The sequence below is a fragment of the Methylomonas lenta genome (assembly GCF_001644015.1).
GTDB classification, from domain to species: Bacteria; Pseudomonadota; Gammaproteobacteria; order Methylococcales; family Methylomonadaceae; genus Methylomonas; species Methylomonas lenta.
On sequence record NZ_LUUI01000127.1, the window covers coordinates 86,749 to 109,447 of the forward strand.

Annotated in this window: 26 protein-coding genes; 5 read left to right on the forward strand and 21 right to left on the reverse strand. The window is 44.3% G+C overall.

Going from position 1 to position 22,699, the window contains the following annotated elements:
* Nucleotides 1–7 precede the first annotated feature (7 nt).
* Together A1359_RS15750 and A1359_RS15755 are read left to right on the forward strand one after the other, a co-directional pair.
* Complete coding sequence (locus A1359_RS15750; RefSeq protein WP_066985197.1) at nt 8–349, forward strand: YdbL family protein; 342 nt, start codon at nt 8–10, stop codon at nt 347–349.
* A gap of 450 nt (nt 350–799) precedes the next feature.
* A complete protein-coding gene (locus A1359_RS15755; RefSeq protein ID WP_066985200.1) occupies nt 800–1,798 on the forward strand; it encodes a hypothetical protein in 999 nt (332 codons plus the stop codon).
* A gap of 81 nt (nt 1,799–1,879) precedes the next feature.
* Here A1359_RS15755 and A1359_RS15760 read toward each other — a convergent pair whose 3' ends face one another.
* The 6 genes from A1359_RS15760 to trxA form a co-directional block, all read right to left on the reverse strand.
* Entirely contained in the window at nt 1,880–3,757 is a 1,878-nt protein-coding gene (locus tag A1359_RS15760) for a cytochrome c peroxidase (RefSeq protein WP_066985203.1), read from the reverse strand.
* A gap of 146 nt (nt 3,758–3,903) precedes the next feature.
* Nucleotides 3,904–5,220, reverse strand: coding sequence for a methanethiol oxidase (gene mtoX / locus A1359_RS15765; protein ID WP_066985206.1), 1,317 nt, complete (start codon nt 5,218–5,220; stop codon nt 3,904–3,906).
* A 62-nt stretch (nt 5,221–5,282) separates the two neighbouring features.
* Nucleotides 5,283–5,555, reverse strand: a complete 273-nt coding sequence (locus A1359_RS15770; protein WP_066985209.1) for a DUF4242 domain-containing protein — start codon at nt 5,553–5,555, stop codon at nt 5,283–5,285.
* A gap of 103 nt (nt 5,556–5,658) precedes the next feature.
* Nucleotides 5,659–6,255 (reverse strand): TetR/AcrR family transcriptional regulator, encoded by a 597-nt coding sequence (locus A1359_RS15775; RefSeq protein ID WP_066985212.1) that lies wholly within the window; start codon nt 6,253–6,255, stop codon nt 5,659–5,661.
* A 117-nt stretch (nt 6,256–6,372) separates the two neighbouring features.
* On the reverse strand, nt 6,373–7,629 hold the full coding sequence (gene rho, locus A1359_RS15780; RefSeq protein WP_066985215.1) for a transcription termination factor Rho: 1,257 nt from the start codon (nt 7,627–7,629) through the stop codon (nt 6,373–6,375).
* 178 nt (nt 7,630–7,807) lie between these two features.
* Entirely contained in the window at nt 7,808–8,134 is a 327-nt protein-coding gene (trxA, locus tag A1359_RS15785) for a thioredoxin TrxA (RefSeq protein WP_066985218.1), read from the reverse strand.
* A 101-nt stretch (nt 8,135–8,235) separates the two neighbouring features.
* Between trxA and rhlB the strand changes: the two genes are divergently transcribed.
* Nucleotides 8,236–9,564, forward strand: coding sequence for an ATP-dependent RNA helicase RhlB (gene rhlB / locus A1359_RS15790; protein WP_066985221.1), 1,329 nt, complete (start codon nt 8,236–8,238; stop codon nt 9,562–9,564).
* Here the strand turns inward: rhlB and yrfG are convergent.
* Nucleotides 9,494–10,168: a GMP/IMP nucleotidase gene (gene yrfG, locus A1359_RS15795; RefSeq protein ID WP_066985224.1), complete on the reverse strand. Its 675-nt coding sequence runs from the start codon at nt 10,166–10,168 to the stop codon at nt 9,494–9,496. The genes rhlB and yrfG overlap by 71 nt on opposite strands.
* A 120-nt stretch (nt 10,169–10,288) precedes the next feature.
* Between yrfG and nudE the strand changes: the two genes are divergently transcribed.
* Entirely contained in the window at nt 10,289–10,840 is a 552-nt protein-coding gene (gene nudE / locus A1359_RS15800; protein WP_066985227.1) for an ADP compounds hydrolase NudE, read from the forward strand.
* Between the two features lie 13 nt (nt 10,841–10,853).
* Here nudE and ampD read toward each other — a convergent pair whose 3' ends face one another.
* The 14 genes from ampD to A1359_RS15860 form a co-directional block, all read right to left on the reverse strand.
* Complete coding sequence (gene ampD, locus A1359_RS15805) at nt 10,854–11,396, reverse strand: 1,6-anhydro-N-acetylmuramyl-L-alanine amidase AmpD (RefSeq protein ID WP_066985229.1); 543 nt, start codon at nt 11,394–11,396, stop codon at nt 10,854–10,856.
* Nucleotides 11,397–11,814: 418 nt separating this feature from the next.
* On the reverse strand, nt 11,815–13,110 hold the full coding sequence (locus A1359_RS15810) for an O-antigen ligase family protein (RefSeq protein ID WP_066985232.1): 1,296 nt from the start codon (nt 13,108–13,110) through the stop codon (nt 11,815–11,817).
* Nucleotides 13,111–13,192: 82 nt separating this feature from the next.
* The gene (locus A1359_RS22530; protein WP_232322279.1) at nt 13,193–13,414 is read right to left on the reverse strand and encodes an SAM-dependent methyltransferase; all 222 of its coding nucleotides are present in this window, start codon (nt 13,412–13,414) and stop codon (nt 13,193–13,195) included.
* A 364-nt stretch (nt 13,415–13,778) separates the two neighbouring features.
* Complete coding sequence (locus A1359_RS22870; protein WP_198159378.1) at nt 13,779–14,915, reverse strand: type I restriction enzyme subunit R domain-containing protein; 1,137 nt, start codon at nt 14,913–14,915, stop codon at nt 13,779–13,781.
* 12 nt (nt 14,916–14,927) lie between these two features.
* A complete protein-coding gene (locus tag A1359_RS22875) occupies nt 14,928–16,700 on the reverse strand; it encodes a DEAD/DEAH box helicase family protein (RefSeq protein ID WP_198159379.1) in 1,773 nt (590 codons plus the stop codon).
* Nucleotides 16,697–17,191: a PIN domain-containing protein gene (locus A1359_RS15825; protein WP_066985240.1), complete on the reverse strand. Its 495-nt coding sequence runs from the start codon at nt 17,189–17,191 to the stop codon at nt 16,697–16,699. Before A1359_RS15825 ends, A1359_RS22875 begins: the two co-directional genes overlap by 4 nt.
* A complete protein-coding gene (locus A1359_RS15830) occupies nt 17,172–18,242 on the reverse strand; it encodes a helix-turn-helix domain-containing protein (protein ID WP_066985243.1) in 1,071 nt (356 codons plus the stop codon). The genes A1359_RS15825 and A1359_RS15830 overlap by 20 nt, the downstream gene beginning before the upstream one ends.
* A gap of 63 nt (nt 18,243–18,305) precedes the next feature.
* Nucleotides 18,306–19,109 carry a restriction endonuclease subunit S gene (locus tag A1359_RS15835; protein WP_083960679.1) on the reverse strand — a complete coding sequence of 268 codons (804 nt, stop codon included), beginning with the start codon at nt 19,107–19,109 and terminating at the stop codon, nt 18,306–18,308.
* Nucleotides 19,030–19,653 carry a restriction endonuclease subunit S gene (locus A1359_RS15840; RefSeq protein WP_066985248.1) on the reverse strand — a complete coding sequence of 208 codons (624 nt, stop codon included), beginning with the start codon at nt 19,651–19,653 and terminating at the stop codon, nt 19,030–19,032. Before A1359_RS15840 ends, A1359_RS15835 begins: the two co-directional genes overlap by 80 nt.
* Nucleotides 19,650–19,874 (reverse strand): hypothetical protein, encoded by a 225-nt coding sequence (locus A1359_RS15845; RefSeq protein ID WP_066985251.1) that lies wholly within the window; start codon nt 19,872–19,874, stop codon nt 19,650–19,652. Before A1359_RS15845 ends, A1359_RS15840 begins: the two co-directional genes overlap by 4 nt.
* A 25-nt stretch (nt 19,875–19,899) precedes the next feature.
* The gene (locus A1359_RS22535) at nt 19,900–20,055 is read right to left on the reverse strand and encodes a hypothetical protein (RefSeq protein WP_157200573.1); all 156 of its coding nucleotides are present in this window, start codon (nt 20,053–20,055) and stop codon (nt 19,900–19,902) included.
* A 14-nt stretch (nt 20,056–20,069) separates the two neighbouring features.
* A complete protein-coding gene (locus tag A1359_RS15850; RefSeq protein WP_066985254.1) occupies nt 20,070–20,342 on the reverse strand; it encodes a type II toxin-antitoxin system RelE family toxin in 273 nt (90 codons plus the stop codon).
* Nucleotides 20,329–20,529: a hypothetical protein gene (locus A1359_RS15855; RefSeq protein WP_066985284.1), complete on the reverse strand. Its 201-nt coding sequence runs from the start codon at nt 20,527–20,529 to the stop codon at nt 20,329–20,331. Before A1359_RS15855 ends, A1359_RS15850 begins: the two co-directional genes overlap by 14 nt.
* Before the next feature lie 340 nt (nt 20,530–20,869).
* On the reverse strand, nt 20,870–21,487 hold the full coding sequence (locus tag A1359_RS15860) for a cation diffusion facilitator family transporter (RefSeq protein ID WP_066985257.1): 618 nt from the start codon (nt 21,485–21,487) through the stop codon (nt 20,870–20,872).
* A 122-nt stretch (nt 21,488–21,609) separates the two neighbouring features.
* Here A1359_RS15860 and cadR point away from each other — a divergent pair, with 122 nt between their 5' ends.
* Entirely contained in the window at nt 21,610–22,035 is a 426-nt protein-coding gene (cadR, locus tag A1359_RS15865; RefSeq protein WP_066985260.1) for a Cd(II)/Pb(II)-responsive transcriptional regulator, read from the forward strand.
* The last annotated feature ends 664 nt before the right edge of the window (nt 22,036–22,699 follow it).

Genomic DNA, 22,699 nt, shown 5'->3' on the forward strand with positions numbered 1-22,699 from the left:
GTAACCCATGAAAAGTAAACATAATGTCTTGATTTTGGTATCTTTATTTATAAGCTTTTGGTTAACCGCTCTGCCGGCTAGCGCGGCCGATTTGGCGCAAGTTAAAGCTGCCGGACTGGTGGGCGAACAAATGAATGGCTATTTAGGCTTGGTTAACCCCAATGCAGCAGGCGATGTAAAAGCCTTGGTCAACAGCATCAATGCTCAGCGTCAGGCGGAATATCAACGCATTGCCACCAAAAATGGCGTGCCGGTGGACGAAGTTGCCCGGCTAACCGCGCAAAAAGTCATTGGTCAAACTCCATCTGGTCAATATGTACAAACCCCATCCGGATGGCAAAGACGTTAATAATTTACAGAAGCATAGCGTTCAGCCGGACTGAGATTACGTCTAGTGCTGTCGGATGCCACCATTAGTGAAAAAAAAACCGATTGGCTTTGATTCTTAAAATCTGAATGGGAGGCATATTTGCAACTGTGCTGGAATATTACTTAATCTGTTTGTAGAATTGATAGTGAATAATCGTTATCGACCCACAGCTTCAATATTTCATGTAGGGTGGGCAATGTTTTTCTGCCCACCGTTTGGAGATAATAGCTTTAATCCGCGTGGGCACAAAAAGCGTGCCCACCCTTGGCTTAAATAGTCAGCTTACAATATTGAACTCGCTGAAGGTATGACTACACTTAACGCAAGCTTCTAAACTCGAACCAATTCGCTAATAACAGAGGCTAGCAGGTGTAATGTGCCCAGCCTACGCACGTACTCAATTTTTAAGCTCAGTCAGGAAGGTTTTACATGGCAATTCTTCGCTGTAATAATTGCTCATACTTAAGGGAAGTTTCTAACGAACATATAGGCAAGACGGTGAAATGTCCTGTCTGTGAAAAAGCAGCAGCTATTCATGACACCGTTGTATTTGCAAAAAAACTGATAGACAAATACAGCGTCCTACTAAGTAAGTATCGTAGTTTAGAGCAATCCGGTAGCTCTGATTTGGAGACCGGCCCAGCGGAATCTCGCCTCACCAAAATCGAAGACCTGGATTTGCATAATACGGCTGTAATGAGTAACAGCATGCAATATAAACCGATTATCAGTTGGTTTGAACGTAAAAACATTCAGGTTGAAGTCAATCATGAAGCCATAGATACTCAAGGGTTTTATGATGAAGTTGCTGTCGAACTCGGTGACAATATCAACGTTTTGCAAGATATTCTGGATAAAATCAGAAAGACTCAAAGAAATAACTATAGCTCTGTGGTTTTAAACCTGAGTAACTATAGCCAGAATGACATCAAAATCATTACTAGGTTTTGTAGAAACTTGTATGACTTCTCATTTGTTGCCAAGTATTTTTATAATAAAAATGAGAAAAGAGTGCACCTGACGTTACAGACTATTCCGGCTATCGTGCGCTTCTTTAATGGCGAATGGTTGGAATGGTATGTATTTATGCGGCTATTAAAGCATTGCTATGAAAGCAAAGGCCTATTCTCGTGTTTGAGAAATTTCAATATCCAATTCGCCAATGACGACAAGTATGAAGTCGATGTATTTTTCCTGCTGAATAGCCGAATCCCGGTATTTATCGAATGCAAGTCCGGCGAATTTCGTTCTTTTATCGAAAAGTACAGCAAAATGCGCAGCAGACTGGATATTAGTAAAGAAAATTTTTTATTGATGGTTTTGGGTATTAGCGACGAACAAGTATTGGGTTTGACAAAAATGTATGACATCACTTTCGTCAATGAGAAAAGTTTTATTCCACATATAACTGGTCTGCTGGCGAAATAATTTATTAACACCGATAAATAGCTGTCAGTCGGTGATATATCAAAACAGCGTGTAGACATACACGCTGCTTTGAATTAAATTTTAATGGCTATCGCCAACCGGGGCAGCAAACGCATCAGACACTAAAACATCGACATTGCTGCCAGTGAGCGATTTTAAAAATGCCACCAGATCAGTGACTTCCGCATCCGACAAACCCAGCGGCTGAATCAGCGGCGACAAATTTTCATTGGCGATACCGCCCTGATTATAAAACTGCACAACCTCCTTTAGACTCGATAGTGAACCGTTATGCATATACGGTTCACTCAACGCCACGTTACGTAAGGACGGGGTTTTGTACGCCCAACGGTCGATCGGGTTTTGGCTGATTTCGTAGTAGCCCAAATCGTTAGGCTTGGTTTCAGCGATAGCTTTCAGATTATCGTTATCAACATCCACAAACACACCTGGCGCTAATTGCACACGCTGCTTATCGGGTGTTTTTTGCATGGCATCCCTAAAGCCAATGCCCGTGTTATGGCGTTTTTGATCGGTAAACAGCGCTGATTTTTCACCTATGCTATGACAACTGCTACAGCGAGCCTTACCGGTAAATAGTTCAAAACCCCGTTTAGCCTCATCTGAGATTGCGTTATTTTGCTTAGCAAAATGCCAGCGATCAAATGCTGAGTCGGCGGAGTTTAAAGTTCGCTGATAGCTTGCCAATGCCTGGCCTATGGTTTCCATAGTTGGGCCTTTGTTAAAAGCATTTTCGAACAGGCCTCGATAATCCGCACTGTTTTTCAACTTATCCACTACATAACCGATGGATGGATTAGCCATTTCATTATGTGCCAATAATGGCCCCCAAACCTGTTGCTCCAGACTATTCTCGCGTCCATCGTGAAACAACAATTTCGCGTAGCCAACGTTATATATAGATGGCGTATTGCGGCGTACACTACGACCTTCTATGCCGACTGCCGTGCGCATTTCATTACTGCTGAAGCCCTGTTCCGGGATATGGCAAATGGCACAGGAAAAAGTATTGTTTAGCGATAACCGGCGGTCGTAAAAAAGTTTACGGCCTAATGCGACTTTGGCAGAGGTCAGCGTATTGTCTTCAGGCAACGGTAGTTTCGCTAAGCCCAGTGGTGGTTTTACTGCATATTCGATCAAGTTGGCTGGCTTGCCTTTGCGTTGCTCCAACGCCAATGAATGTGTCTGATAATCTTTTTGCTGATAGTTTTTTTTGTTATCGCCGGCCTGAAAAAGCATTTCATTAGTGACAGACTGCGGGCTGGCTTGCGGGACAGGCGGGGCCAGCAAGGTTTTTATGTCGTTGATTACCGTATCGGCATGGAGAAAATCCACACTATAAATATTGCGGATTTTTTTGTCGGTGTCGATCAGATACACCCTGAGCAAATGTGAAAAAGTACCGGTAAATTGGCCTTTCTCATCGTAGATTTTTTGCACATTTTGCTGATAGTTAGCCATTATCGGTTGCAAAGCCTGTTCGTCGCGGGTGGTTAAAAATTGCCAATCGAAGCCGGCTGTTTTAAAACCTTCGCCGTAGTGACGCATCATTTCCGGCGTGTCATGAATCGGATTAAAGCTTAAAGTCAAAAGGCGCAACTTGTCGGCCAATTCCGGCTGTTTCTGTAACTGCCGACTGATTTTATGCAAAACCTGCGTCGCCAGCGGACAGCCGTTGACATCGCTGCAGGTAGCGTAGATAAAACTGAGTAATACCAGCTTGTCACCCATCAGTTCATGCAGATGTTTGGATTTGCTTTCGCTAGTAAGGATTTCACCATCGGCGGCAGGGCCGATGATGGGTAAGTTGTAGCTGCCAGGCTTTGCAGGTTGAAAGGGTAAATTGCTGTAGCCAGGCGCTAGCGGTTTGGATTCTTGGGCCTGAATTGCAGATATGCTTAGAACACAAATTAGGCCGAGTATATAAGTGACTTTCATGATGGCTGCTTACCCTTAAAGTAAGGTGTCACTTTCGTGACATCGATTGATTAAGCCGCATCTCTCCACTGGACATAGTTACTACTTTGTCCAGTGGAGCCTAAACGGTCAAAGAACCCATTTCAGACGATGGATTCAAACAAAACTTACGATTTAGCGGCCTTACCGTACAAAGAATAGGCCCCAAACCGCATCTGATGCGCTCTACCCAATTTCTCCTTGGTAAAGTCAATCGAGAACTGCTCGGTCAGCTTTTTGCCATCCCAGTTATAGGCTTTGAAAAACTGTTCGTTATCCACGCCTTTTTTATCCCAGTTGGCCAATAAAGACGAGGTGTAATACAAGCGTTTGCCATCCCAGCTGGACGATACCATGTTGACCTGAGAAGCAATTTTTTGCTCGAATACTTGTTTAGGGTGATAGGGATCGCTAATGTCAAAGCGGCGAGTCATGCCATCCAGGAAGGTGTTGACCCAGAGCGATTTGTCGTCGCTGGAGATGGAAATGTCCACTGGCAGTGGGATCTTGCTTGGATCACCAATATCCGCCACATCTTTAGCCTGCCATTCGCCTTTATCGTCTTCGTGGATTAACCAGATTTTCGAGGTCAATGCGGTACTAGTAAAGCAATAATCATGATTCTCACCCCAGGCGCAACGAATTTCTAACGGTGCGCCCGGTACGTCCAATACCTTTTTCGGCTGACGACTATGTAAATCCCACACCACCATGGTATTGCCGAAACGCTTCATGGCTTCCGGGTCCTTCAACATTTTGCCGAAGTCCATCATGTAATTTGACCAGCCGGTAAACGAGGAGGTCAACATCATGTTTTTGCGTGGCAACACTCGAATGTCGTAATTGTAACCGTCTGCATATTTGCCGGACTTGATGGCGCCTTGCAGGTTGCTGTCGGTTGGCAGCCAATAGGTGGCGATGTAATCGCCGGCGTTGCTATATTCGACGATGGCAGTACGGCCACCGTGATCCTTGTTGTTCGACAAGGCGGTAATAATTATGCGTCCCGGCAGGGCATGAAAGCTATGCGGGCCGACCACGCCGCCGCTTTTGGCGACGAAGTCAGTGATGGTTTTAGTCAATTTTGGTTTAGCCGGGTCGGTCGCCACATCGAAGATAAAGATCTTGTTGGTATCCAGGCCGCCGGTCCAGAGAAATTTGCGGTCATCGGTAAAGTCGGCATGGTGGGCCTCGTTACGGCCGCCAACCGATAGACTACCGATCACTTTGCCGTATTTGGCTGATTTTGGATTGACATCGACGGTGACCAGTTTGTCCTGTTCGTCGCCAACGCCTTCCGAACCTAAAGTCCAGATGTAAACAAAATCTTCCTGCCCGGTGATTTTTGCCATATAGGGTGATGCGCAGGTTTCGTCGGCATTGCTAGATAGGCTGGCGGTGCCGAGCAGTAGCACGGCGCTGAAGGTATTGAGTTTAAAGTTCATGTGTTCTCTCCCCGAGATTGGATTTGTCGTGATGTAGGGTCGATTTCATTCGCCCTTACAAGTTAATCGCCCGTAGTCGGGTCGATGATGGATGTAATTTGCTCGATACGGTTGGCTGGAAAACCACCTTTTTCGGCATGATCGCGGATCGCTTGTTCGCTGTCTGCAATGTAGATGCAATACACCTTATCGCCAGTGACATAGCTATGCAACCACTGAATACTTGGCCCCATCTCATGCAGAATACAACATGATTTTTGTGCAATGCCTTGCAGTTCGGTTGGAGTCAGTTTTCCGGCTCCTGGAATATCGCGTTCTATGATGTATTTTGGCATTTAGCATCTCCTAATAATTGACCGGTCGTCTAGTCGACCGAGGTTAAAAAACTGCCAATTAGGCAGTCGCATTGATATTGATTTCCCTCAGTACAGCCTGTCCTTAGGCCTTGAAATAATCGTCCAATAAATCATTACAGACATCTTTAAGTGGTTCTACTGATTGCTCGACCTTCATTCTAAGCAAAGCACCCTGCCAACTATTCAACATCAAATCCGCCATCGATTTGGCTGAACGATCTAATCGCACCGTGCCTTGCTGCTGACCGCGCTCTAAAGCGATTTTTTGCAATTCACAATAGCGTGCAACCGCATTCAATAATGCATCGCGGCACAACGGGCTGGTATCTCCAATCTCACCCATCAGATTACCCAATAAACAGCCGCCTTTAAATCCACTTATGACTACTTCGCCTATCAATTCGCTGTAGTAGGCTTTCAATGCTGCCAAACCATCCCGTTCTGGGTTTTGTAAATGCCCCGTCAAACGTAGAATGAAAGGCTCAATATAGTGATAGATGGCTTCAGCAGCAAAACGTTCCTTACTCTCAAAATAAGCGTAAAACGAACCCTTAGGTATTTGCACCGCATCCAAAATCTCTTTCAGGCCGGTAGCGTGATAGCCTTTTTCCAATAAAAGATTGACCCCTTGATCGAGTAATCTATCTTTTTTGAATTGCTTGGGTTTTAAATTCGACATGTGATTACTATACGACCGGTCGTCTTGCTTGTAAACTAAATTTTCATATGATCAAAAAAAAAGCCATCCGAGCAATTAAGTCGGATGGCTTTGGGAGGAATCGTTAAGACTAAACGGTTAACGCTTCATGGAATTAAAGAACTCGGCATTGGTTTTGAAATCTTTCAATTTTCCCAGCAAAAACTCAGATGCGGCCAGTTCATCCATAGGTTGTAAAATTTTGCGTAGTATCCAGGTTTTTTGCAATTCATCGGGATCGACCAGATATTCTTCGCGACGCGTACCGGAACGATTGATGTTGATGGCGGGATAAATACGTTTTTCAGCGATTTTGCGCTCCAGGTGCAATTCCATATTACCTGTGCCTTTGAATTCCTCATAAATCACCTCATCCATCCTGGAGCCGGTTTCGACCAATGCTGTAGCAATGATGGTCAAGCTACCGCCTTCTTCGATGTTTCGGGCTGCACCAAAAAAACGCTTGGGTTTTTCCAGCGCATTGGCATCGACACCGCCGGAGAGTAATTTACCAGAGGATGGCATCACCATGTTGTAAGCACGCGCCAAACGGGTAATGGAGTCTAACAGAATGATTACATCGTGTTTATGCTCAACCAGGCGTCTTGCTTTTTCAATGACCATATCGGCAACCTGCACATGGCGCGACGCAGGCTCATCGAAAGTGCTGGATACCACTTCACCGCGAACACAGCGCTCCATTTCTGTCACCTCTTCCGGACGCTCGTCGATCAGCAATACGATTAGATAACAGTCGGGATTTTTCTCGGCGATAGCATGGGCGATAGCCTGCATGATCATGGTTTTACCGGCTTTCGGCGGCGAAACGATCAAGCCACGCTGACCTTTGCCTATGGGAGCAATCAGATCGATGATGCGGGCAGTCAAGTCTTCACTAGTGCCGTTGCCTTGCTCGAGTACAAAGCGTTTATTGGCAAATAGCGGGGTGAGATTGGAAAAAGATATTTTATTTTTTGCGTGTTCCGGTGATTCGAAATTGATACTTTCAACTTTCAGCATCGCAAAATATCGCTCACCTTCCTTAGGCGGACGAATCTTGCCACTAACAGTATCGCCGGTACGTAAACCAAAACGTCTTATTTGACTCGGCGATACGTAGATGTCATCAGGACCGGCCAAATATGAACACCCAGGGGTGCGTAAAAAACCAAAACCGTCTTGCAAAATTTCCAGCACCCCATCACCAAATATATCCTCTCCGCTTTTTGCCTGTTTTTTCAAAATGGAAAAGATTAATTCCTGCTTTCGTGCTCTATCGATATTTTCAAGCCCTAGAGACTCGGCGATAGAAATAATTTCACTGACTTGTTTTAGTTTTAACTCGGTAAGGTTCATATGGGTTGTGGGGGATGAAGAAAAGCAAAACGGTATGAGACCGTTTATGGAAGAGGTAATTATTGAGTAAAGTTAGGCTATTGAGGGTGCAAAACGAATTAAGCGCGGTTAATTCTAGCGCAATAACCGGACTTGTCAAAATGTTTTGAGACAAGTCCGATAATTTGGAGCGATAAGACTAAATATTGCTATCTACAAACGCAGTTAACTGCGATTTGGTAAGCGCACCTACTTTAGTGGCCTCAACTTCACCATCCTTAAACAACATCAGCGTGGGTATACCGCGTACACCGTAATGCTGAGGGGTTTTAGGATTTTCATCGATATTTAATTTAGCAATAGTCAATTTGCCTTGATATTCAGCTGCAACTTCATCCAGAACAGGGGCAATCATTTTGCAAGGGCCGCACCATTCAGCCCAGTAATCGACTAAAACCGGACCAGCAGCTTTTAGCACGGTATCGTTAAAATCAGCATCTGATACATGAAGGACTAAGTCGCTCACGCCTATCTCCAAAAGTTTACAAAGTCAAAACTATAGATTTGTCAGCCTACAATTGTCAATCGATTTCAACGGAAGCGTTTTTTACGATATGCTACCTGCCTATGAAAAAAACACATTTAACGGAAACACGCTTTAGCAATTTGGAGCTTTCCGACTCCATCATAAAAAGCCTGAAGGAAGCAGGATTCATTAACTGCACCCCAATTCAGGATAAATCCTTACCGCTGGCATTACGTGATAAAGATGTGGCCGGCCAAGCGCAAACAGGTACTGGCAAGACCGCTAGTTTTTTATTAGCTACTTTTCAGCGTTTGCTCAACGACGAGAGCGAAAAAATCAAAAATCCGCGTGCGTTGATTTTGGCGCCAACGCGGGAATTAGCCATCCAGATACACAAAGATGCCTTAGCTTTAGGCAAATATTTAGATCTAAAGCTAGCCTTGATTTACGGCGGCACCGATTATCAAAAACAGCTAGACAAAATCAAGACCAATGTCGACATCATCATCGGCACACCAGGTCGCATCATCGATTTTTATCGGCAAGGTGCTTTCACACTGGATAACATTCAAGTCACCGTCATGGACGAAGCCGACCGCATGTTCGATCTGGGCTTTATTAAAGACATTCGGTTTTTGCTGCGACGCATGCCGCCACCGGAAAAGCGCCTGAATCTGCTGTTTTCTGCCACTTTGTCTTATAAAGTCACAGAACTGGCTTATGAGCATATGAATAACCCGGTGCTAATCCGCATTGAATCAGAGGAAGTCACCTCCAAAGCTATCGACCAGATCGCCTATTGTCCGGCCAACGATCAAAAAATCCCACTCTTGCTAGGATTGTTAAAACGACATCAGCCACAACGCAGTATCGTGTTCGTAAACACCAAGCGCTGTGCCGAACAACTGGATGACTATTTACAAGCCAATGGTCACAAAACCGCCATGCTCAGCGGCGATGTGCCACAAGACAAGCGTCAACGCCTGCTAAATGATTTCCAGGAAAACAGAGTGACGCTACTCATCGCCACCGACGTTGCTGCACGAGGCTTGCATATTCCCGATGTGTCGCATGTGTTTAACTACGATTTGCCGCAAGACGTGGAAGATTATGTTCATCGCATAGGCCGTACCGCCCGCTTTGGCGCCAGTGGCGAAGCCATCAGCTTTATTTGCGAAGAATATGCCTACTCGATGCCGGACATTGAAGACTATATTGGCGAAAAAATCCCGGTAGCATCGATTAGTCACGAATTATTAGTTGAGGACGTTATCAAACCACAACGCCGCGAACCCCGAGAACGCGTGGTACCGCATGCCAAACGCCCACCACAGCGCTCTGATCGCAAACCCAGGGAATTTAAAGGCCCAAGACAGGATACAAGCCCGGCATCAACGCCCGAAAATCCTCCACAGCCGGAAACTCCGTAATCTGTCTGACGGGTGCCTGACTGTCTGGCTTGCTAATTGACACCAGATGGGCAATGCCAAAGACTCGCGCCGAATGCAGCACAGACAAGCTATCATCTACCAGCAAAGTGCTGTGTTTTTCAAAAATGTGTTTGTCTTGCAGGGTTTGCCAAAAACCCTGCTGCTCCTTGGCCATACCATAATCGTGCGACGAAATAATGTCGTCAAAAAACTGATGTAAACAAGTCTTTTCCATTTTCAGGCTCAAACTGTCCCGATGCGCGTTAGTTACCAGCAACAGGCGCCGCCCACTGCCTCGTAGCGCATCCAGAAACTCAGTGACATGCTGATGCACAGCAATCAAGCCCGCCAGCTCCTGCTTCAAGCCCACCATATTCAGCTTTAGCTCTTCGCTCCAGTAATCCAGACAATACCATTCCAAACGGCCTTCCATGAGCCTGAAACGCGGCTGTAATTGGCTTTTGGCTTCTGCCAGCGAAAGTTGATGTAAATCGGCAAATCGTTGCGGCACAAACTCTTGCCAAAAATGATTGTCAAAATTCAAATCCAACAAGGTGCCGTCCATATCCAGCAATACGGTTTCGATGTGTGTCCAGTCGAGCATGAGTGTTTTCCTTGAAGTTGATCGGATACCTTCGTCTATCAAGATAGTAACGAAAAAGCCGAAGCCTTGCCATCACAGCTCTGTTACGATGCAGGTATCAACAACCTCATTCATTGCGCCATGCATCGGAAAACACCCACAATTAACAGCCAGACCGTGATTGCCGAAACTCGTCAATTTCGTATTGAATCTTTGGAACTGGAATTTAGTAATGGTCAGTTTCGGCATTATGAACGCCTGCTTCGAGGCAGTTCTTCCGGCGCCGTATTAGTGGTACCCATGCTGGATAAAGACACGGTATTGCTGGTCAGAGAATATGCCGCCGGCCTGCATCGCTATGAACTCGGCTTGCCTAAAGGCAAAATCGACCCTGGCGAAGACAATCTCACAGCGGCCAACCGAGAACTCAAAGAGGAAATCGGTTTTGGCGCCCAACGACTGCAGCATCTGCACACGCTATCTATCGCACCAGCTTATCTGGAACACGTGATTGATATCATTCTTGCAGAAGAGCTTTACCCGGAAAAATTAGTTGGCGACGAACCCGAAGAGCTGGAAGTGGTGCCCTGGAGCATCCATAAAATCGACGACTTAATGATGAGCGGCGAATGCAGTGAAGCCCGCTCGATTGCAGCACTTTATCTGGCCGCAGAGTATTTGCGCAAAAGCTGATAATGACTCAACATCACACCAGCAAATCGTAAAATTTCTGCCAATTAAACCAAGGACCAGGATCATCTTTCCGCCCAGGTGCGATATCGCTATGTCCAACAATCTGCTGACGATTTAATTTTGGATAGTTTGCTAGTAACAGCTTAGTGACAGCTGCCAACTGCTGGTATTGCAACTCGCTGTATGGCTGATTAACCGAGCCTTCCAACTCAATACCAATCGAAAAATCATTACAACGCTGCCGACCTTGATACGCTGAAACACCCGCATGCCAGGCACGCTGATCAAAAGGCACATATTGCACTAGCTCACCATTACGACAAATCAATAAATGTGCCGAGACCTTTTGCTGATAAATCCCCTTAAAATAGGGATGCGCATCAGGATTTAAAGCGTTGCAAAAAAGCTGATCGATATAATCCCCACCAAACTGCTCGGGCGGCAGACTAATGCAGTGAATAACCAGTAATGAAATGTCTTCCGCATCAGACCTAACATCACAATTGGGTGAGGCTAATTGTTTTGCATCATCAAGTCGGTGATCGAAAATATTCATGTTTAGAAAAAACGAAAAAACACCAAAGCAACTTTGCAGTATTCATGCATACTTGCGCGCTGGCTGATTAAAAGTAAAAGAAATACTTTATCCTAAATTTTCAAATTGGGAGGCGAAAATTGAACCCAAGGCCGTTCTTTGTCCATTAATAATTTATCGTTCACGGCCGGTTAGAAAGTGTGGGTACCATTCCATCAAGTCATGTGGAGCGAAGCGCCGATTCCCTTGTTAGATTGGAGCGAGGCTGTCGAAGGCAATAATGGCCAGCTAGTTTTTCGCGCTGAAATTCGGATGGGACACCATACCTGCTTTATCGAAAAATGCTGGCGCTCCTGTAAAAACTAACGCATCCGATAGTTTTAGTGAGCCGTCTGAACGTATAAATTATTTCGGATACTCACATTAACAATCAAATAGCCTATTTTAATGGCAATACTTCATGAACTGAAAACCTCTCCTGCTCTTTATTTCGCTCAATAGTTACATTTTTCTTAGACGAAATAACAAGAATACTAAAAAACAATGCAAATAACATTAACAACCATCTCTGATCCAATAAGTTATCTGAAAAACATGTAAATACCATGGTGAAAATAAAAGAATATTTTAATATTTTTAGCTTATTATCCAGTAATTCTAATTTGAAAATTGAATATAAAAAATATATAAATATAGATAAACCGACAACACCAAGTGAAATAAAGACACCAATAAAAGTATTATGAATTTGGCCCTTTATATGACCAAGCTGGTCCCATGCTCCAAATGCTTGAACATACTTTTGACTCATAATATCTCTCAGATCTCCTATACCTGAGCCGAATAATATATTATCTTCCCTTATGAATTCTGGCAATAATTTATAAACATACAGCCTCATACCTATACTTGACTTATAGTTTGCATTTTCAATAACTTCCTTTACCTCGCTTATTCCTAAATTAATTCTACCATTAAATGGCTCACTAAAACCATACGCCAAAATTAATATAAAAAAAATCAATGCCAATAAATACAAGATTTGCTTTATTTTGTCTTTATAAAAAAACAATATCATTATAAAGGACGACAACATAAATACTAGCTGCCCAGTTCTGCCGCGCGATATAAATAAATTTACTATCATCGCACTTATAAATATAAAATAAAAAACTCTCAAAGAAGAATTATTTTCTCTAAAAAAACGATATAAACATAAAAAAATACTAAAAGCGGCAAATATACTGTAATCAAAATAACCATTAGGTTCGGTAAATTCAAGGCCAAACACACCTTCAACTGAATAAAAAAACATGTAATACGTAGCCACCATATTAATAAACATGGAAAATAAAAATGCAGTAATAATATGCTCTATATATTTTTTATCCAGCGATATTACGGCAATTAATATCACCGAAAATAAATACTTATACATCAAATAAACCAACTCCAACCCAGCGAGCTTATTTTCACTCCATAATATTGAAACTGATATGTAAACAATAAATACCATTAATATCTGTATAACTCTATTTTCAATAAAAACAGAATAGCATTTTTTTACATCCAGACTAAATAAAAACGCTATCATCATAAGCATGATAGTTAATTTTCCAAGATCTCTATGCAATGGCATGACAAATGCGAATAGCACAAATATATAATTTAAAAGCTGCAAGAATTTAATTCTGACTTGATGAGATAGCGTATCGATTGTTTTAATTAAAATCATTTAACAAATTATTATTCTGAGAATAGGGAAAGCAACGGATTTTTTACGTTATTCGGAAAATTACTCGAATTCCTGTGAACAGTCAATTCTGACTCAAGTTTAGACATTCAGCCCGAGCCGCAACAAGGGTCATAGATTTTGCCTTTGTAACAATCATTTCCGCAATCAAGTTGACGTTGCTCTTAGGCATGTCGAATTCGCCTACCGTCTGCCAGCCGAACTTGCCCAGGAAGTATTCATACCCCCGACCCACCCTATCTTCATGCTGGCTGTTGATAGTTTGGATACTGTTGATTTCATCCAACAAAGCCACCTGTTGGCGCCGATTGAAAACTGACCACCTGTACCGATCGAAAATCGACCAGAGGACATTGTGTTTCAGCGCACACCACCGCATCAGATTAGTCGACCCGATTTGATAGGTTCTTATAGGATGCTATAGGCATAAAAAAGCCCGAAAACTCTGTATTATCAAGGTGTTTCAGGCTTAGTTTGTATCTTCTAAAACCTATTCATGGGGCGGCGACTACATAACAATTAGCCACAAGTACATATTTAACAGGCTTTAGTGAAAATATGAATTTAACATGCCCCCAAATATGCCCCCAATTTGATTGCTCACCCCACTAAAACATTTGTAAATTTGTTTCCAGATGCGGACATGAATCTTATTGAGTCATTTGCCCCAAGCCAAAATTCAACACACTATGCGCCATCATGTCGAAAATAGCGCCATCATCAACATACTCGTCCTTATACAACTCTTCGTCATGGCCTAACTCGGTATAGGACTGCTCGATAGACGAACGGATTTCTTGTTTGTAGACATCCTGCAAATACCGCATTCTCTCTTTGTTTCGCTGAATAGTCAGCAAGATCGTTTCGTCAGCTTGTATTTCTTCGCACACCTGCCGAATGATCAAAGCTTCTTCATCGCTGATCGGATATTTATCTCGAATTTCATCAATAGTGGTTTGTACTGAGGTCTTTACAACTGGCGCAGGCGTCCGGTTGCCGCCGTTACCCTTGCGAGGTTCTTTAATATTTCCTGGCTGGTTTTCGGTAATGCCTTTATAACTCACATTGGCTTTTATCAGCTTAACCTTGCTGATTTCCTTCATCAACTCCGATTCAGAACCCTGCTTGATCAATTGCGGCTGAATAAATTCAGCAAACAATACAAATTGTTCGATCGCTTCGTCGTAGCTATAAAAACTGCTCAAGAAATTAAAAGCTTTAACCAACTTCGCTAATTCATATACATAGGTCTTGCGTTCGTCCAAGCTTTCAAACCTAAACAAAAACCGCTGCCGACAACGATTAACCTCTGTTTGGATAACTGCATCCTGCCCTTGCTTTAACAACTCGATAAAATTATCAGCGTCGTTATCGGTGAATAAACCCTGGTCGATAATGCCCTGATACAGGACAATGACTTTTTGTTGGTCCGGCTCGGTGGCTTGGTACGGCGTGCCTTGCCGGCACTTGTTAAAGGCTTTTAGGATGTTGGCCGTGTTGTTGGTAAAGTCGATTACAATGACCTTACTCTTACCCTCATAACAACGGTTCAAGCGTGACAGAGTTTGCACCGCATTCTTATCCATCACCGGCTTATCTAAAAACATGCCGGCGAGCAGGGGCTCATTAAAACCGGTCTGAAATTTACTGGCGACCACCATAATCCGGTAATCATCCTGCTTAAAGCGGTCTTCAATCAGCTCGTTAGGATTAAGCCCATTAAGTTGATGCTCTCTAATTTCCTCGTTAGTATCTCGGTGAGTAAAGTCAGAAAAGGCATACAGCACCTTGTAATTGTATTATTCCGGATTGGCTTGGTGCTTTTCGGCAATTTTGGCCTTTAACAACTGGTAATACTTCAAACCGGCAATTCTGGATGAAGCCACAATCATGGCCTTGGCTTTACCATCGATCAGCGGTTTTACCTGTTCTTCAAATGCCCGTAACATTACCTCGGTTTTATATTGGATCAAGCCATCGTCTTCAAACGCCACCTGCTTTAATAACTTGCTGACAATCCCTTTAGGATAAACGTTTTCCTCTTCGGTCTTATTGGGTACTAAGGGGCTGTGTAGATTGTATAAAGTCTCATAAGAAATGATCTGCGCGGCCACATCGATAATATAACCTTCGGCAATGGCTTCGGCTTCGCTGTAGGTATCAAACGCATCGCCAAACAGTTTGACCGTTGCCGCCGTTGGCGTGGCGGTAAAGGCGACGAATAATTGATTGGGTGACTGAAGCTTGAGCACTCGATCAATTTTATCCAAATTGTCTTCAGGCTCTTCGATCAATGCTTGCGAATCGCTTTTGAAAGGATGACGAATAGCCCGCGCATTCTTGTTTTCCTGCGAACGATGGGCCTCATCGATCAGAAACGCTACCCGTACATCTTTTAAACTGGCATCGGCTTTCAACGTATCGAAAATCCGCTGAAATTTTTGGATAGTGCTAACAATAATCGGCTTACGCTGTTGAATCAGTTTCTTCAACTCGTTCGAGCTGTCAGCGTATTCCATCTGCTCGGTCAAATGACTAAAGCAATCTAAATCGTCGCGGATATTCTTATCTAGGTTGGTGCGATCCGTCAGCACAAACACCATATCCACCAGCTTGATAGTGCTATCGGCTTTATACAAGCTATGTAAACGTTCGGCCAACCAACTGATAGTCAATGTCTTGCCGGAGCCTGCCGAATGATTCACCAAATATTTTTTGCCGATTTGCTCAGTCTCGGCAAAGTGGTCTTGAATATCCGCGCTTAACTTATCCACCAAGCGCGATTGATGATAACGCGGGAATAGACTGTAAGCGGGTTTATCGGATTTTTCCGGCACATGCACCAGATAAAAGCTTAGCGCTCTTAACAGATTTTCCTTGGCTAAAACATCCCGATAAAAGAACTCAACTGGGTATTCGCCCTCAGTTTGCGGCTCGTTCACCAGGCAGGCGTTATACCAAAGAAAGTTTTTTTCCAGGCGTGGATTGGTTGCCACTTTAATATCGGCTGTGTCCATCGCCACATATAAAAACGGCAGACTGAAAATTCTATCGTCGTGATCGCGGTTGTTAAATTGGCTGACGGCATCATGCACGGTTTGATTTTGCTCATGTTTCAGCTCAATCACCACAATCGGCAAACCATTCAGAAACAGCACCAAATCCGGCCGTTTGCCTGACTTAATCACCAACTCCGGCTTGATTTGAATCCGATTTTCCAGGCTATGCTGGTTGGCAATACTCTCACCGGAACGTGGCTTGGGATAGAACAGTTGAAAATGCTCGCCGCGCACCTTCAAACCATTGCGGATGACTAGCCACAGCGGTTGGCTGGTCAATGCGGCTTGTAATGCCTTGATGATTTCGTCCTGACTGTCCGAACCGTAATTGACCTGCAAGCGCGCAAAAGTCTCGGCTTGCGTTTTCTTGATAAACGCCAACAACAACGATTCCGCAATATAGAATTCCTTGTCAGTAATGTCCTCGGCTTGCAAAAACGTGTAACCGTGCCGAGTGTTTAAGTAATCGACCACATGTTGCTGGAACTTGCCTTCCGGACCTCCACCGCTCATTGCTTAGCCTCCATGTCGCCCAACCGCTTTTCCGCTAACACCCAAGGCAAACGTCGGCCTTGCTGCTCCATGTTTCGGTAGGCCGCTCTTGCGGTTTGAATACTAATGATTTGATGCTCTATCATGGCTTCAATAATCCAAAGTGTGCCTTTAACGTCGACATTTTTCAGTTTAGCCGCATTCCTAATGTTTTGATCCCCGGTCAACAGAGGGCATTGCTCTTGCTTGGCGAGCATTAAAGCAAAACAATCATAGCGGCTGGGTTGCTTATATTTGATGACAAGGGTTTCAACCTCGGCCATGGACGCCGAACTTAACTCACCCAACAGCAAGCCATGTTCCAGCAAATAACCATGATCGGCTTCCAGCTCATCGGCGAACAACATATCCGGCACTTGAATCTGATACGGCAGCTTGAACAATTCCAGCATCAAACCGCCCACTTCCAGATCGATCAGAATATTGGCGTCACTAATGAGTAACCGGCTCAAGGCTTTCTAACGTCCGCTGTTGATGAAATTTTGCTACCGGCAAACCCAATAGCTCGGCGGCTTTGGATTCGCTGAAATAGTCTTCGGCCAGTGCCCGGTAAACCAACTGCTTAAATAGAATGGTTTGTTCGGCGGGATAAGGCTTACCGGGTTCGCAACTGCGCCAACCCTTGCTGCTGAATGTCAAAAACAGTGATTGAAACGCGGCATGCGTAATAATGCCGGTTTGCAAGGCGCGAAATAAAACACCCTGCATACTTAAACCGAATTCATGTTTCAGCATAAACAGCTCGTTTACTTCCAGCCGCTGGCGCTTAGCGCCTAAATGCTCGATCAGCGTCGGCTTAGGCAGCAAAAACGCGCCAGCAAAGCGGTTACAAAGTTTTTCCTCGTCGGCCAGCAACGCAGCATCCAAGCGGCTTTTTAACAGCAAATGCCCCAATTCATGCGCCAAGGTAAAGCGTTGGCGGTCGCCGGTCCAATTTGCGCCTACCACTACTAGCGGCATGCTGTTAATCATGCCCGCCAAACCATCGAACTTTTTGCTTTCGTCCACGCTGCTGCCGATCACCATCACGCCTTGCGATTCCAGGGTGTCGATCATGTCGGGGATGCAATTTAAGCCCAGCTTCCAGGCTGCGCGCACAGTTTCTGCCAAGCTTTCGATTTGTTCGGCATTGGCTATGCGTTCCGGTAAACCGGCGGGCAAGGCAAACGGCTGGATCGGCGATTGCGGATACAAGCCTAGTAATTCATGCCAACGTTCGGCCTGATCGCTGATGTCCGCCTCGATTTTAGCCAAGCTTTTTTGCGACAGACTGCTTTTCTTGCGGTATTCGATGCCTTCAATGGTCAGGGTTTGCGGGCGAAAGAAATATTCGGTGCGCACGCCCAAAATTTTCGACAATTTGATCAATTGCGCGGAAGACGGGGTTTGCAGTTCGTTTTCAAACTTGCTGATGGTGGTGTGGCTCAAGTCCGCTTGTGCGGCTAAAGCCCGCAACCCCAAACCCGCTGCCTTCCGGGCGCGATGTAGACGTTCGCCTAACATGGCCGGCCTTTTGGGTTTACAAAAACTATAATAATAGTGATTAATGTAAACCTTTTTACCGCATCAAGCCAGCGCTATTTCATCTGCTTGCTGGTTGAGAGCAATACGCTTTTTGCCAGTGACGCATTCGTAAATCAGGGATTTTTTATAGGCTTCCAGGGTGGCGATTTGTGCTTCAATACCGGCTGCAGTTTTTGCAATGACGGATAGCTTGTTTTCCAAATAATCGCATATCCCTTTTTGCTCATATAACGGCGGCAAAGGGATTGGGAATTGCCCCACTTTTGTCGAGTTGGTGCTTGCCAAGTTAGTGGTACGTTTACCCGTTACTTCAAAGTAATCTCGCCCATATCTTGAGGTAGTCATATACGCTAGAAACGCTGGCAACAGTTTGTGCTGAAAACAGCGAACAGCAAAAACATGATTCTGATGCAAACAATTGGGTATTTCCTCATTCCAAACTGTTCCTCGCCCAAGCTTATCTAAATCGCCACCTTCGGTCATTAGAACATCGCCAGCACGTAACTCGACGCGCGATGCAACATAAACAGGCACTTCAATAGTCGTTAAATCAGTTAAATTTAAATGACCATCTTTAACATTCGCAACGCGAAGATAAGGTCTTTCTATCAATGCCCCTTCGTACTGCTTGACAAATGTAAAGCCTGTTTGAATTTTAGAAACTCTTTTGAGGTTTACTAATTTCCAATGTTCAGGGATTTCTGACATCCAAACATTACCTGTTTCTTTTAGTTCACATGATTGAACGCCACGAGTAACAGTCTCGCTAATAATATTTGGAGTCAAGGGTTTTGATTTGCTGCTGTTTGATGGCGATAATCGCATCCAGCCTGCCACAGCGTTCATCAAGTTGTCTCGCAATAGTTTGTTGTATATTGAGCGAGGGAAATGCGATATGTTGTTTTACAGTATTTCTGCTTATTTCTTTAAATATTGTTCCAACTGAAATTCCTTCAAACAAATGCCCAAGGTAAGCATTAATGCAATAAAAGAAAAACTTATTATTTATGCCGCGATTGCAAACAAAAGAAATAAATCCTTGGTTTGTACAAAGTTCTATTCCCGAAATTTTAGCTATTCCAATAGTTGCTCTGCTGGCCATAATTACAGTACCAGGTGGCAGCAACGTGCTGGAACAAGACTGTAAACCAGCAAAAGTAATTTTTCTTATCGAATTATCAATGACATCAATGTTTTTGTATTTCTGAAAGTCAGTAGGGGTAATCCAGCTAATATCACCCTCATCCCAGAAGTCACCATTTGAACTACTAGGTGTAGCTCCACCTAGTATTGATGGGATTACATCCTTAATCCTTTCTATATGCCATGCGGCTGGAATTGCTCCAATCCACTCAACCCCGCTATCCCGCATCGCTTCGTTTTCGGTCATGCTTTAATCTTCCAAACCGTAGGATGTGCCGACGCCAGGAGGCGCATCAATCGCGATCGATGCGCTTCACGCTGTTCAGCACATCCTACGGCTCTAAAAGTTGGCGCTTCGTGTGGGCCATCAGTGATTTTGGTGGCTACGATGTCTTTTATTCGTTCAATTTTCCATGTGGCTGGAATTTCTCCAAACCATTCAGCTTCCCGCATCATTTCCCTATTCATGCATTAATATCCGTTTCTATCATCGCTATTGATTGTCCCAAGCTTGTTGTGCCTTGGTCGATAATGATTCAACCGTTTCATCCGACCAGAGTGTTTTTTGCCATTGGGTATAGTCATACTCAGGAAACTGCTGAATGGCTACATCATCAGTTTCTTCTGTTGATTGCTCTTGATTACTCATCCCCTACTCCAAAGTTAATCAAATTTGCTTTGGTAAATTTTTCGGCGATGTCCGATACGGATAATCTCAATGATTAAAACCTTATCCTCTATCGAGTACACAACCCGATAATCTCCAACTCTAACGCGATATAAGTTATCCGCTCCTTGTAGTTTTTTACAAGCCAACGGGCGGGGATTTTCAGCCAGCTGTGTAATGTTTTCTAGCAAGCGTTTAATAATCTGTTTATCCAGGTTTTTTAACTCTTTCTTGGCGGACTCTTTCCAGTGAACGTCATATAAGACCATCGTTAGCCAGCTCGGTTAAAAAATCTTTATGAGAAGTTGTTATTTCATTTTTTCGGGTAGCGACGGCAATAAGGTCTTCTAAATCTTCCATTAATTCAGTAAATTCCTGAATGGGTAAAACAACGGCAGTTTGCTCGCCCTGTTGGTTAGTTAAATATTGTAAATGCAGATTGTTAATATCAATCATGGCTTTTTCCTGAAGGTATTCGCTTTTTAATATGAAAACGTGGCTTGCCATCAGCCTATACCGATTGGCTTAATTCTCCAAACTTTTCAGCAAGCTGAGGGCTTCCTGTTCTAAGGCCCAAAACTCCCGCAATAGCTCTGAGGTGGGTTTGGGAGCCTGATAGTTTTATAGTTCCCACGCTCCGGCGTTGGAATTCACCCGGGAACGCTCCAGCGTTGCGTGACGCTGGAGCGTCACATTCTGCATTCCCACGCTGGAGCGTGGGAATGATGAAAAACGGAAAAAATCGTACGCTAAGAGTCACGCCCCCTTTGTCAATGCGTTTGATTGCGACAATCGACTACGCGGGTGTGCGTAACGCGTGTAACGACTGCCGCAGTATGCTGAAGGCAGAGTGCAGGAATAATATGGCGATGAGGCTGCCGACGCCAATATCAGGCCAGCGCGACGCCAACAGATAGCTGCTTCCGGCAGCTAATAAGACACCAATATTCGCAATCAAGTCGTTGCGCGAGCATAGCCAGGTCGAACTCATGTTGAGATTGTCGGCGCGATGCCTGTATAGCAGAATAAAACATATAAGATTTGCAGCTAGTGCCAAACCACCGATGAGCCCCATTGTTTCGACGCCGGGCATGATAGGAACAAACACCTTGTAGGTGGCTTCCGCTAGTACGCCAAGCCCAAATGCCAACATAAATACACCCTTGGTAAGAGCGGCGCTGGCCTGCCATCGCGCCGACCGTTCCAGCACGAACAGACTAAAGCCATACACCAAGGCATCGCCTAACATATCCAGCGCATCGGCCAACAAAGAGGTTGAATTGGCCAGCAGCCCCGCCGTGCCTTCGATGAAGAACATCGCGGTATTGATGACCAGTACGATCCACAGTACTCGACTGTGGCTCTGGCGCATAGCGGTTAACTCACAACTCTTATTTTCACAACAATTGGTCATTTTTCTTCCTCATATTGGCATGTAAGGCGGCAATCCGCCCTGATCCTTGCCCATTTAAAACCCTCTAGTTACTATAGAGTCAAATGCGAAATGCGAAATGCGGATGAGGTGAGATTACCCCTATGTGCAACAGATTGAAAATTGGCGAATTGGCCAGCATGACCGGTTGTCGGGTGGTAACTATCCGTTACTATGAGCGAGAGGGCTTGCTACAGAAACCGGCCCGCTCGGACGGCAACTACCGTTTATACACGCATGAACACATCGAGCGGCTTCATTTCATTCGCCATTGCCGATCAATGGAGATGACACTCGAAGATATTCGACTGCTGCTCAAATTCCGAGACACGCCGGATGAAGACTGCAGCGCGGTAGACGCTTTACTCGATCAGCACATCCGTGATGTGGCAGATCGAATCGCGCAACTTAAATCACTGGAAAGACAGTTGAGAGCGTTGCGGGGTCAATGCCGCAGCGCACGAACTGCCAAGGATTGTAGAATCCTGAAGAGCCTGTATTTGGAACCAGACGAGCAATCACAACGGTAATAGTACATCTGCATTTAAATTGGCCCTTCCAGAATTTAGAGTGAACCCGAAGATACGACTATTGGTGTCCGGTTGAACGATGCCCTATCCTGATGACATGTTATGCGCTGCTTTGGGTCAGGACAGAGTAACTCTGAGCGTCTGTTTGGTAACGCATACCACCTAAATTCCAGTCGGTATCCAACAGAGCTGACAACAGCTGGACAAACTTGCAGTAACTTAAAATGCAGTAACAGTAATTTTTGCTAGTTACTGCGATTCTTACTGCAGATTTTCTGCGCTGTAGTGGGTTTTACTGGTACTGCATGGGACATAAAAAACCCCACGAAGTCTTGAAACTCGCGGGGCTTGGTACGTCTTGGGTTTTTATGAAACAATATCTTGGTGGAGGCGGCGTCTAATGAATAATGATTAAAAATATAAATAAATCAATAATTTATAAAAAATAATATTCAATTTACCAGCATCTTTACCAGCAAGCTAAATCAGAGATGCCTTGCAAGCTTGAAAAACTAGCGTTTTATCTGGTCAATTTTGTTAGTTCTGGTTTGGGTAATCGTTATCCTGAATATTTGCCAAAAACCGCCACTTTTCGAAATCGTTAATTAATAACATATTGATATTTATAGAAATATTTTTAAATATCTTTTAGTGTATTTTTTAC